Raw genomic sequence first — 13152 nt, 5'->3', positions numbered from 1 at the left:
ATTTTTCCATACATTTAATATCTTTTAGGTATATTTTTGCAAAATAATTGAATATATGCTCTTAATACGCATTAATATATTATTTTATATTATTTTGAAATCGAGGTGCATTATCGTGATAACATACCCTACTTTATCCCAATCGACATTTAGCTTAGGTATTTATTTTTTAAAATGCGATAAATTTAAAATTACTTTATTAACAGTAATCTGTATTTTACTTGGTATGATTCCAGCAATTGATAGTATATTACTTCAGAAAATCATTGATTTAATTGAATCTTTTAGCGGTGAGAATACTCACAACTTTTTATCGTCCATGATTTACTGGGCAGTATTTTATGCTCTTTGGTGGGAGAGTATTAATATAGCATATCGTTCATATGATTATTTGTATCTAAAGACTCTGCCTGTAATAAAAGGAAAAATACTAAATGAACTTTATAATTATACACAATATCATAGCCATAAATTCTTTCAGGATAATCTAGCAGGACATATTAGCAATCGTATTACCGAAACCGCAAGATCGTTTGAGATGATCATTTCAATATTCGGTGAAAAAATTCTTCGTAAACTAGCAATTATTGTATTTGCATTAATTGCTTTATATTCGGTACATTATATTTTTGCTACGATATTTATTTTATGGATTACGGTTTTTTTAGGACTTAGTGTTCTTTTCTCAGATAAAATCAATAAATACTCATTAAATTATGCTAGAAGCCAATCTTTTGTTGCTGGTAGTATAGTAGATGCAATTAGCAACATTAATGCAGTTAGAATGTTTACAGCCCATAAATTTGAACGTCAGCACCTAGAAACAAGAGTAGAAAATGCTGTAGCCGATGAGCAAACTATGCAATTCTTTATGTTCAAATTACGCTATGCTCTTGGGACTTCTTGTTCAATAATGATTTTTATAATGATTTATTATTTGTCGGTACTTCGCAGCACATTATCTATAACTATAGGTGATTGCGTATTAGTGTTCACATTATGCATAAATGTAGCAGACGATATCTGGGATTTAACCCAAGAAATAGGTGATATATTTGAACAGGTTGGTGCATTTAACCAAGGTTTATCTTTAATGGCACCGCATATTATAACGGATATTGAAAATGCTACGCCTTTAGATATTAAAGCAGGTGTGATTGAATTTAGAAATGTTACCTTTAATTATCATCATAATAATAATCTATTTTATAATAAATCGGTATTAATACCAAGTAAACAAAAAGTAGGTCTAGTCGGATTTTCCGGGTCAGGAAAAACCACTTTTATTAGTTTGCTTACTAGGTTACATGATATAGCAGAAGGAATGATTTTAATAGATAATCAAAATATTAAAAATGTAACTCAAGATTCTCTTAGAAAAGCTATTAGTCTTATACCGCAAGAACCGGTACTTTTTCATCGTACTATTTTGGAAAATATCAGATACGGGAAAAAAGAAGCTACTCTTGAGGAAGTTATAGAAGCAGCAAAATCTGCACATATCCACAATGTTATCAATAATTTACCGAACGGTTATGATACTATGTGCGGAGAGCGGGGAAATAATTTATCCGGTGGTCAGCGTCAAAGAATTATTATAGCAAGGGCTATATTAAAAAATGCTCCTATCTTAATTCTCGATGAAGCAACAAGTAGTTTAGATAGCGAAACGGAAAACCTAATTCAAGAATCAATAGAATATTTAATGCAAAATAAAACCGTGATAGTTATTGCCCACAGATTATCAACTTTACTAAATATGGATAGAATTTTAGTTTTTGATAAAGGAAACATAATTGATGAAGGTAGCCACACAGAATTACTAAAAAATAGTAAGCTATATCAAAAATTATGGGATTCTCAAGTAAAAGGATTGATAGTGTGAGGCAGCGCTGCCTTGTCTATGTTTGATGTCATGAATCTAAAATAAATAATAATTAGTACATATTTGATAAACTAAACCTAAAAACAACAAGGTTTTACTGAATTTCCACTTCCGCAGGGATGACATAGAAGTCATACAACAAGCGCGGTAATAATAGACTTAACCTTTAACTAAGTCAGCATGAGCCTTTGCTGTTACTATTAATAAGATTTTTGGAGTTTAAAAGCACATAGAACTTTTAAGGTGAATACGTAACGTCTTTTTACTTATTGTTCATAATTTTTCACATAAAGATCTATTTTTCCCTAACTGCTGCATTTTAGAACCACCTAAAAAAGACTTTTTATTAAAAATAAACTTATATTATTGACTTAAATTCTTTAAAATTAAAAACATCTTTTATAACTGACAATATGTCTGCTTTTCATTGAAAAAATGCAGCTAAATCTTTCTTGTCAATAGCCTCAATTTCCTTATAATCTTTCTTACAAAACGCTTATTCTCATTTTACTTTAAATGACCTAACACCTGTATTGATTCTTTCATCATAGAGCATTTGTTTGGTAGAATAAGGAATTAATAAATCTGAGTTACCACCATATTATAAAAATACTTTTGGCATATTTATTCTATCTATTAGATCTATTCTTTTTTAAGTAGCTATATCTAAACAAGATATTTTTCCCTATTCACCATAATTAGGATTAGCTCTATTTCAATTAGAAATACTTGACTTCTATAGCATTACATAAAGGAGTTATACCTGAATTATCGCCAGAGTCTATACTTGCTCCTTCTTTAAATAAAAGCCTATCTATATTTTTCTGATAATTAACACACGCAAAATTTAAAAGATTGCTAGAACCATACTCCAATATATGTATTTACTGTATTTGGACTAATTCATTTAGAGCTGTTAACAAACTCTATACACTAAATCGTAATAGTCCTGATGAATTGCTTTAACTATAACAGGACCAGGATTTTGTAATATTGCATATATCGCAATGTATGAAAGGATAGATCTTTAACTCTGGCCTTCAAGAGAATCTTTGAATTCCTTGACAAAACTTTCTCTAAAAATTCATATTGCTTTATTTTAACATAATTTCATTTCTTTTTCTTCAATATTGAGCTATAATTTATTGCAGCTTTAACTTTAGAATAATCATCTATATAATCAAACCTCATTTTTTTTGAATTGTTATTCTCTTTTACTTGGTTATAAAACTTCAATAACCGGATCTATTCTTTTTGTAAGTAAAAGCTTAACCATTTCTTTATTGTGCATATTGTATGCAGCTTGTAAAAAGTTTTTATCTCTATATTTATTAAATTCTGTATTTGCATCTAGATTTGTTAACAAAGTCCCTACTAAATTAATATTATATAGCGGTTACCAGATCCTTTACTATTTTAGAAATTATATTGCTATATCATAGGTTGAATTAAGTAGATTTATAAAATATCTTCATCCTAATTAATTAAATCTTTTACTTCTTGAATAAACTACTCTCTCAAAAATGCATAGCTTTTTATTTTACTTTCATATTGTTCAGATATTGAATAACAATCTATATTATTCAGCCTAATTCTTGATTGTTTTCTATATACTTTATGACTTAATAACTACAAATTTATCCCTAATCACATCATCCAGATATCATGATTTTTCTGATTGTATTTTCATAAAAATTGCCTTTTATTAGTCAATAAATAATTGAGTTATTAATAAGTAATCAATAAATAAAATCTTATATTAAATATTGTAATATGCTATTATAATAATTACTTTAGCTACTAATATTTAAATAATGAAACTATCTGATTTTGACTTTGATTTGCCAAGTGAACTTATTGCACAATATCCATCTAGTAAACGTGACCATTCAGATTTATTAATTACTGCTACGCCACCTATTAAAACTAAATTTTACAACATAATAGATTACTTACAAGAAGGTGATTTATTAGTCTTTAATAATAGCAAAGTCATCAAGGCAAAACTAAATTTAAAGAAAAATAGCCCTCTGTCTAAACTCGCGTATAGAGAAGTATTTGAAGGAGACACGAAATGTAAAACTGTAGCGTACACAAACATAATTGAGGATTCGAGTAGTAGACTGACATACAAGTTACCCCTAGAAGTAGAGTCGGGAAATAGATCTAATATTACAATAAATTTAAATCAAAGATTATCTAATAATTGTTGGTCGGCTTTCGCAAAACCTGCACGAAAACTTAATATAGGCGATGAGTTTTACTTTGATAATCATAAAATAATCATTGCCGAAAAACTTGCGATGGGTGAGATCAAAGTAAAATTTGAGCTTGATGATATTTCTGTATTTGAGTTCCTAGATAAATACGGTGAGATGCCACTACCGCTTTATATTAGAGGCCACGAAGCACAAAAAAACGATAATGAACGTTACCAAAACGTTTATAGTAGTATAGAAGGTTCAGTTGCAGCACCAACGGCTGGACTACATTTTACTAAGGATATACTTAATAAAATTAAAGCAAAAAATATACAAGCTACATTTTTAACACTACATGTAGGAGCTGGAACTTTTTTACCGGTAAAAACCGAAAATATTCATGAACATAAAATGCATACCGAATATTGCTCTATTACTCCTGAAACTGCTGGACTAATCAATAAAGCAAAGCAAGAAAAGCGACGTATTATTGCAGTCGGCACTACGACACTTAGAACCCTTGAGAGTTCTTGCAATAACGGCACAGTAAAAGCTGGTGATTTTGAAACCGATATATTTATAATTCCAGGCTTTAAATTTCAAACAGCAGATATATTACTTACTAATTTCCATTTTCCTAAATCTACTTTATTTATGCTTATATGTGCTTTTGCAGGATTTAAAGAAATGCATGAATTATATAAATATGCTATAAAAGAAAAAATGCGCTTTTTCAGCTACGGCGATGCAACACTTTTGTATAGAAAAATATGAATAGTTCATAGAATCTTCCTTTTTTAACAAATCTTACTAAATTACCTTTTATAGAACAAATTTGGCTTTTTGACTCACATGCAAAAGAAGTGATAATAATGAGTGCAGATATTGCACTCTGCCCTAGTGTAAATAAAATTGATTAGCAACAAATTTTAAATATTAGTATATAACGCAGATATTCTTTATAAAAATAGATTGTGTACGATAATGATAAACTAAAATATTATTAATTTTAAAAAAATTCTTTATTAACACAGTAGAGCAAGCAATTATCAAATTACATAATATTTTAGAGAGTTCTAAAGTAAATAAAAATGATTATGTATTAGCCGTTTCTGTAAAAAAATTTGAATTTAGTTATTGAATTATTTACCTAAAAAATACTTATGAAAAAATTGATAGTACTACCCCACGAAATGTGTTAAATCGTATAAAAGGATATAATCAAGTGACAATAACATTAGACGTAAAACAAATTGCTTTATCCAAAGAGTTCGCTGAGATTGCCTTAGAGCTTAATAAACCTCGAAAACTACTTCAAATATTTAGCAAAAATAACCTAAAAAGTGGAATTTATTTATACGGTCCGGTGGGTAGTGGCAAAACTATGCTGATGAATTCTTTTTTTAAAAAATTAACTGCACCTAAAATAATAATACATTATCAGAACCTTATGCAGGAAATTCACAAAACAAGGCATAAATTACAAACAGAAAATCAAAAAGATATTATTGCAAAAATTGCTAAAGGTTATGCTAAGAAAACCAGAGTACTTTGTATAGATGAATTTGAAATTCAGGATATTACTGATGCGATGATAATCAGTAGATTATTTTATGAACTCACCAAGCAAAATATTTTTATTTTTATCACCTCTAACACAAGTCCTAACAATCTTTACAAAGATGGGTTACAACTAGAATCTTTCTTACCTTTTATAAAAATAATCTATAACACATTTTATGTTAAATATCTAGATAATCACCATGATTATCGATTTGATAAAGCTTTAGGAGTTACAGGAGAAAGAATTATTTATCCCTTAACTCTAGAAAATCAAAATAAACTTGAAAAAATTATTACAGGAGTTCTTGCAAAACTCGCTTATAGAGAGGAATGTATAGGAGATACTGAGCAAAGTACCATAGCGTACACACCAGTACGTCAAGATGCGAACAACGGATTGAATCTAGAAGTAGAGTTGAAAAGGAACTATACTAATTTTACTCCTCAAAATATTGAAGTTTTAGGTAAAACAATATCATTTCAAAAAGTGCATAAAAGAATATTAGTCACTGATTATAATGAATTATTTACAAGAAACCTTAGCTATATCGATTATGTCAATATTTGTCAAAATTTCAAAGTTATTATAGTTCATAATGTTCATACTATCGAGGATACAAATACGGTCGTTAGATTTATCAATTTTATCGATAACGCCTATTTCTATAAAATACTCTTGTTTATGAGCTTAGAAGATAATCCTAATAAAATATATCAAGGTTCTAATCGAAGTGAAGAATTCAAACGCACTATATCAAGATTAAATGAAATGAATAGTGCATCTTATTTGTTAAATCATTATTTTAGGAATAGAATTTCTTAAGAAACTTAATAAATTGATCAATATTGATTTTCATATCATATTCTTCAGTCGTTTGATTTACATGAAAGGGATAATAATCACACGACATATAACTTACCATTCTTTTGTAAAAATTTCTAGGAGGAGTTGTGTCGTGATCAATCTCTACTACTTTACATTTTAGAGCTATGAAAATTTTTCTATTTAATTCATCTTCTAACTATTTTTCAGGTAGAAACATATTTACTAGAAATATATATTTTATCATATGCTTTACTATTAGCCTTAATAAAAAAACGTCTTAAATCTTTTTATTAACGCTAAAATTTAAATAATTAAATACTATTTCCAATGACTTAATTTGTCATGAACATTTTAAATTATTAATATAGATACGATCATTTTCAAAATTTGATTCTTTTAACAGAATTAATCTAGGCCAAAATTTTAGCAACCAATGATACCAATTTTTAGAACCCAGAAATAAAATTACTGCTAATTTTCCATTAAAATATAAAGGTTTTTCTATATTAATATCTAGTGTTTTATTTAATAAAATATGTTATCACCTAAGCTTGTTTGAGTGTCTTTGTATAAATATAACCTTCTTACGTTAAAACTGTACCTTTATTAATTACTGTCGGTAACACTAAAATACAATTGACCTGTCATTTAATTCTTTAAATAGCTTTTTAACTTCTAAATTAGATTTTAATGATTCTTACTTGAACTAAATTGATGCTTATTCTTTAACACGTAAACATAGATAAAGATTGTAAATATAAAATATCTTATAAAAAAAGAAAATTAAAAATTTGCATTGCAAGCTTGGCAGCGACTTACTCTCCCATGCCTTATGGCATAGTACCATTAGCGCTATGAGGTTTCACGTTCGAGTTCGGGATGGGATCGTGTGTTTCACTCATGCTATAACCACCAAGCTAGCAATACAAACTTTAAAAAAATAGAATTTTAGCCTGCTGTTAATATTGTTGCACATCTCTAAAAAAGCTTTAATACTATACCTTAACTTTTACTACGATACTCAGCAAAGTAATTTTTACTGGATATTGCAGTCAAATCCTATGACAAATTGAGTCATGCAACAATATCTTTATTCATTGATAAAGGTATATATAAACCTGATAACTTTGTGAGTTGATACCACATTCTTATAGAATTAACACTATATGCATATATAATCTCACAGCAAAGTAAACCAATCGAGCTATTAGTATCGGTTAGCTACACACATTACTGTGCTTCCACATCCGACCTATCAACGTGGTGGTCTTCCACGGCTCTAATAGGGAAGTCTAGTTTTGAGGTGAGTTTCCTGCTTAGATGCATTCAGCAGTTATCCCTTCCGTACTTAGCTACCCAGCTGTGCCGTTGGCACGACAACTGGTCCACCAGGGGTACGTCCACCTCGGTCCTCTCGTACTAAAGGCAGATCCTCTCAAACTTCCTACACCCACGGCAGATAGGGACCGAACTGTCTCACGACGTTCTAAACCCAGCTCACGTACCACTTTAATCGGCGAACAGCCGAACCCTTGGGACCTTCTCCAGCCCCAGGATGTGATGAGCCGACATCGAGGTGCCAAACGATTTCGTCGCTATGGACGCTTGGAAATCATCAGCCTGTTATCCCCGGAGTACCTTTTATTCGTTGAGCGATGGCCCTTCCACTCGGGACCACCGGATCACTATGACCGACTTTCGTCTCTGCTTGTCTTGTCAGACTCGCAGTCAGGCTAGCTTATGCCATTGCACTCTAAAAGTTGATTTCCGACCAACCTGAGCTAACCATCGCGCGCCTCCGTTACTCTTTGGGAGGCGACCGCCCCAGTCAAACTACCCACCATGCATTGTCTCGGATCCTGATTCAAGGACCTCGGTTAGATGTCAAAAATCAAAAGGGTGGTATCTCAAGGTTGACTCCACAAAGGCTGACGCCTCTGCTTCGTAGTCTCCCACCTATCCTGCACATCTGATCCCTAACACCAGTGCAAAGCTATAGTAAAGGTTCACGGGGTCTTTCCGTCTGACCGCGGGAACTCCGCATCTTCACGGAGAATTCAATTTCGCTGAGTCGATACTGGAGACAGTGGGGAAATCGTTACGCCATTCGTGCGGGTCGGAACTTACCCGACAAGGAATTTCGCTACCTTAGGACCGTCATAGTTACGGCCGCCGTTCACTGGGACTTCAATTCAGAGCTTGCACCCCTCCTTTTAATCTTCCAGCACTGGGCAGGCGTCAGACCCTATACGTCGTCTATTGACTTTGCAGAGCCCTGTGTTTTTAATAAACAGTCGCTACCCCCTAGCTTGTGCCACCTGCAAATGGTTACCCATATGCAGGTCATCTTTCTTCCGAAGTTACAGATGCAATTTGCCTAGTTCCTTCAGCATCGTTCTCTCAAGCGCCTTGGTATACTCTACCTGTCCACCTGTGTCGGTTTCGGGTACGGTCTATAATGAAGGTGTTATTTCCTGGAAAATATCCACTGCACAATCAATCCAATAAGACTGTACAATTTACTATTTTCGTCACATCCTTCAGGTTCAGGAATATTAACCTGATTCCCATCGATTACGCCTTTCAGCCTCACCTTAGGGGCCGACTAACCTTGCGCAGATTAACTTTACGCAAGAACCCTTGGACTTTTGGCGAGAATGTTTCTCACATTCTTTATCGCTACTCATGTCAGCATTCTCACTTCCGATACCTCCAGCAAACCTTACGGTTCACCTTCACAGGCTTACGGAACGCTCCGCTACCACTTATGCTAAATGCATAAGTCCGCATCTTCGGTACATGACTTGAGCCCCGTTACATTGTTGGCGCAAGAAAACTTATTTAGACTAGTGAGCTATTACGCTTTCTTTAAATGATGGCTGCTTCTAAGCCAACATCCTAGTTGTTTTGGTCTTCTCACATCCTTTAACACTTAGTCATGATTTAGGGACCTTAGATGGCGGTCAGGGCTTTTTCCCTCTCGACTATGGACCTTAGCACCCATAGTCTGTCTGCTATGCTGTACTCGTTGACATTCGGAGTTTGATTGAGTTTGGTAAGTCTGTGGGACCCCCTAGCTCATTCAGTGCTCTACCTTCAACGGTAATCGCTATAACGCTCTACCTAAATAGATTTCGCGGAGAACCAGCTATATCCGAGTTTGATTGGCCTTTCACCCCTAACCACAGCTCATCCCCTACTTTTTCAACAGTAGTGGGTTCGGTCCTTCAGCGGATTTTACTCCACTTTCAACCTGGCCATGGCTAGATCACCCGGTTTCGGGTCTAATTCATCTAACTAAAACGCCCTATTCAGACTCGCTTTCGCTACGCCTACACCTAACGGCTTAAGCTTGCTAAATAAACTAAGTCGCTGACCCATTATACAAAAGGTACGCCGTCACAAGACATACTAAATATGCTTGCTCCGACTGCTTGTAAGCATTTGGTTTCAGATACTATTTCACTCCCCTTGTCGGGGTACTTTTCACCTTTCCCTCACGGTACTTTGTTCACTATCGGTCACTAGAGAGTACTTAGGCTTAGAGGGTGGTCCCCCTATGTTCAAACAGGATTGCACGTGTCCCGCCTTACTCAAGGACTTCAAACTTTTTACCTATACTGGACTATCACCCTCTATGGTCAACCTTTCCATGTTGTTTTAGTTATTTTTTGAAGTCACTGGCCTGGTCCGCGTTCGCTCGTCACTACTAACGGAGTCTCGGTTGATGTCCTTTCCTCCAGCTACTTAGATATTTCAGTTCGCTGGGTTTGCCTCGTATAGCTATGTATTCACTATACAATACCTAATAAATTAGGTGGGTTCCCCCATTCGGAAATCTTCGGATCAAAGTTTATTCGCAACTCCCCGAAGCTTATCGCAGCGTATTACGTCCTTCATCGCCTTCTAGTGCCAAGGCATTCACCAAATGCTCTTATTATATTTACTTATGCTTTTAACTTGAGATTACACAATGCATACAGAATTAATTCTACAATTATTTTCAGTATCTACTTACGATATAAATTTTTATTATCGCGGTGTATTTAGTTTTTAGCTTTATCAACTTTTTAAACAGCTACAAAGTTTTACGTCTCAAACTTTGTGTGATCATCTTATATCTATATTTTAAAAGCTTGTCAAATACTAATTTCAAATAATTTTAATTTTATTTTTTTGAGGTACCTACAAAGTTATTTTAGCATCGTTTTAGAGTAGACTTTCAGCTTTTTACAGTACTAAATTTTGTATCTACTTACTACAAAATCTTCAAATCTACCTTTTTGTAAAATATAATTTACTGCTTTCATTTTACCTTCTCTGTTTATCAAACTGTTTTGAGTTTTAACAAAAAAATAATTTATTGTCTGTTCTAAATACTACATCAATCTCAAAAAAAATCCTTTAATATATTTACTATGCTTATCAAATTTAACTAAAATATTTTCTATACATCAGCAAATTTGGCATGAGTATATAATTTTAAAATTTCTTTTATTTGCCTTGGATCGGTTATATGTTTTCCAGCTCTGTTAATAAAGCCACTAATCTTATATTGAGATATTTTGCCGTGTATAGTTTTTATAAAGAATTGAGTTGCTGTAAGTAGCTTAGTTTGACCTTATACTAAATAATTACTTTCCTTTTTACATGAATAAATATCACTGTTCTTTTCAAACTTTGAGGTCAATTCCTTAAAGTCTAAATTATCATTAAACGTATTCTTTATCTTTACCCATAATTAATACTCTTATTTTAGTACTGTATATTTTAAAATATGTGTACCACGTAAAAATGCTTCTATATTCAAAGCTCTTTTACTCTCTTGTTGAAGTTTTTTCACTTGTAATATACCGCTTCCACAAGCTATTTCCAGCTTATCGCTAATAACGGTACCGGGAGTAAAGTGATGATCTACATTTAAATATTCTGCTTCAAGAATTTTAATTATTTTTTCATCATAACTAAAATATGCTCCAGGCCAAGGATTCATACCCCTTATTTTACAATCAATAGAATAAGCGGAATCCTGCCAATTAATTTTTCCTTCTTCTTTGGTTAGTTTATGAGCATATGTAATGCCGTAGCTTGACTGTTTTATCGGTACTATATTATCGATATTTGCAAGTGTTTTTATTAATAATTCTGCTCCTAAATTAGCACATTTATTATGCAATTCTTCCAATGTTGTTCTTTTTTCTAAATTAAAATCTTCTTTCATTAATATATCGCCTGTATCAAGCCCTATATCCATACGTATAATACATACGCTACTTGTTTTATCTCCCTCAATAATAGTCCGCTGTAGAGGAGCCGCTCCTCTGTGACGAGGCAAATCAGATGGATGGACATTAAGACAACCATATTTTTTAGCATTTAATATAGCTTCCGGCACAATAAAACCATATGCAGTAACAACTATAATATCAGCATTAATTTTATTAATGAGATTTATTGTTTCTTCATTACGAAGAGTAGAAGGAGTATAAACAGGAATCTGATACTCAAATGCTAATTGATGTATCGGAGATTTAGCTAAGCTAAGGCCTCTACCCTTAGCTTTAGGTTGCTGAGTAAAAACAACCATAACTTCATGATGAGCTATAAGTTTTTTAAGAGCAGGAACTGCAAATTCAGGCGTTCCCATAAAGATTACTTTCACAATATATTATTTTTGATTTTCTTGAGCTTACGAAGTATCACATCACGTTTTAGAATACTTAAATAATCAATCATAAGTTTCCCTTCTAAATGATCATACTCATGCTGAATAACTCTTGAAAGCCAATCGTTGGCCTTAAGCTCTTGTGGGTTGTTATGATAGTCTAAATACCTAATCTTTATAGATTCTGATCGTGCTACCTCAATACGTTGCTGCGGTACTGAAATACATCCCTCATTAGCTGTAACTAGCTCTTCTGATTTTTCTATTATATTAGGATTTACTATAAAAAGCGGGTAAAAATCTTTTGGTCTTTCTACCGGATCATGATCTTTTATATCAATTACTAAAATACGTTTTAATATACCTACTTGTACTGCGGCAAGCCCTGCACCATTTGCATGGTACATAGTTTCAAGCATATCATCCATAAATTTTCGTGTTTGATTAGTAACTTCTAGAACCCTATGAGATTTCTGTTTTAACCTTTCATCCGGTGCCGTTACTATAGGTAATAGTGACATAATTTTAAGTTTAGTAATTTTTTTAAAATATCATAAAACCACCTAAATGTAAAGAAAGCAAACAAAGATTTAAATTCTCTAGTAGTTGCATAATAAACTCACATAATAATAATTAATTTATTGAGTTAATAGTATTGAGTAAAAAATAATGATAACTATTAGATAACATATGTTAATAAATAAAAACGCAAATAAGATTAAGGAGGAATAATAATGCATTTGTTGAAGAAATAGCTGCACAACTTGAAGAACATTATAACGATCAATATAAATAAAAAAATTGCACTATCAAAGCTAGAGATACTAATTAGAGATTTAAAGGATTTTGAAGATAAAGAAAAAAAGTTAAAGAAGTTAGCTATATTAGAAGAAATTTTAGATAAATGGGAAGAAATACAAGACGAAATGAGAGAAGTTGATTAAGTAGCTTTTTGAGTTATAGCAAAAAGTATTATGGTAATTGATATGAAATGTAAAAGTGAGTAATATGT

At 32.4% G+C, this 13152-nt stretch carries 7 protein-coding genes, 2 rRNA genes and 1 pseudogene; 4 read left to right on the top strand and 6 right to left on the bottom strand.

Translation table 11 applies throughout. The annotated features are described in order from the left end of the window. Positions 1–115: 115 nt before the first annotated feature. Complete coding sequence (locus AAGW17_RS02745) at positions 116–1885, top strand: ABC transporter ATP-binding protein (RefSeq protein ID WP_347938538.1); 1770 nt, start codon at positions 116–118, stop codon at positions 1883–1885. A gap of 1222 nt (positions 1886–3107) precedes the next feature. On the opposite strand, the gene AAGW17_RS02740 is transcribed toward AAGW17_RS02745, so the two are convergent. Then, the gene (locus AAGW17_RS02740; RefSeq protein ID WP_347938537.1) at positions 3108–3251 is read right to left on the bottom strand and encodes a hypothetical protein; all 144 of its coding nucleotides are present in this window, start codon (positions 3249–3251) and stop codon (positions 3108–3110) included. Positions 3252–3699: 448 nt separating this feature from the next. Between AAGW17_RS02740 and queA the strand changes: the two genes are divergently transcribed. Both queA and zapE read left to right on the top strand, forming a co-directional pair. Then, positions 3700–4860, top strand: a complete 1161-nt coding sequence (queA, locus tag AAGW17_RS02735) for a tRNA preQ1(34) S-adenosylmethionine ribosyltransferase-isomerase QueA (protein WP_347938536.1) — start codon at positions 3700–3702, stop codon at positions 4858–4860. Positions 4861–5311: 451 nt separating this feature from the next. After that, the gene (zapE, locus tag AAGW17_RS02730; protein ID WP_347939396.1) at positions 5312–6472 is read left to right on the top strand and encodes a cell division protein ZapE; all 1161 of its coding nucleotides are present in this window, start codon (positions 5312–5314) and stop codon (positions 6470–6472) included. An 805-nt stretch (positions 6473–7277) separates the two neighbouring features. Here zapE and rrf read toward each other — a convergent pair. The 5 genes and pseudogenes from rrf to def all read right to left on the bottom strand — a co-directional run bounded on the left by rrf (position 7278) and on the right by def (position 12661). Beyond that, positions 7278–7392, bottom strand: a 5S ribosomal RNA gene (rrf, locus tag AAGW17_RS02725). Positions 7393–7661: 269 nt separating this feature from the next. After that, positions 7662–10424 (bottom strand): 23S ribosomal RNA (locus AAGW17_RS02720). Positions 10425–10746: 322 nt separating this feature from the next. Then, positions 10747–11060: pseudogene (locus AAGW17_RS02715) on the bottom strand (hypothetical protein); the annotation flags it as partial. A gap of 165 nt (positions 11061–11225) precedes the next feature. Further along, positions 11226–12137 (bottom strand): methionyl-tRNA formyltransferase, encoded by a 912-nt coding sequence (gene fmt, locus AAGW17_RS02710; RefSeq protein ID WP_347938535.1) that lies wholly within the window; start codon positions 12135–12137, stop codon positions 11226–11228. After that, a complete protein-coding gene (gene def / locus AAGW17_RS02705) occupies positions 12134–12661 on the bottom strand; it encodes a peptide deformylase (RefSeq protein ID WP_347938534.1) in 528 nt (175 codons plus the stop codon). Before def ends, fmt begins: the two co-directional genes overlap by 4 nt. A 243-nt stretch (positions 12662–12904) precedes the next feature. Between def and AAGW17_RS02700 the strand changes: the two genes are divergently transcribed. After that, positions 12905–13084 (top strand): peptide deformylase, encoded by a 180-nt coding sequence (locus tag AAGW17_RS02700; protein WP_347938533.1) that lies wholly within the window; start codon positions 12905–12907, stop codon positions 13082–13084. Positions 13085–13152: the final 68 nt, after the last annotated feature.

The organism is Rickettsia sp. Oklahoma-10, from assembly GCF_039954865.1.
In the GTDB taxonomy this organism is placed as follows: domain Bacteria; phylum Pseudomonadota; class Alphaproteobacteria; order Rickettsiales; family Rickettsiaceae; genus Rickettsia; species Rickettsia oklahomensis.
This window is presented reverse-complemented; position numbering and strand designations above follow the sequence as displayed.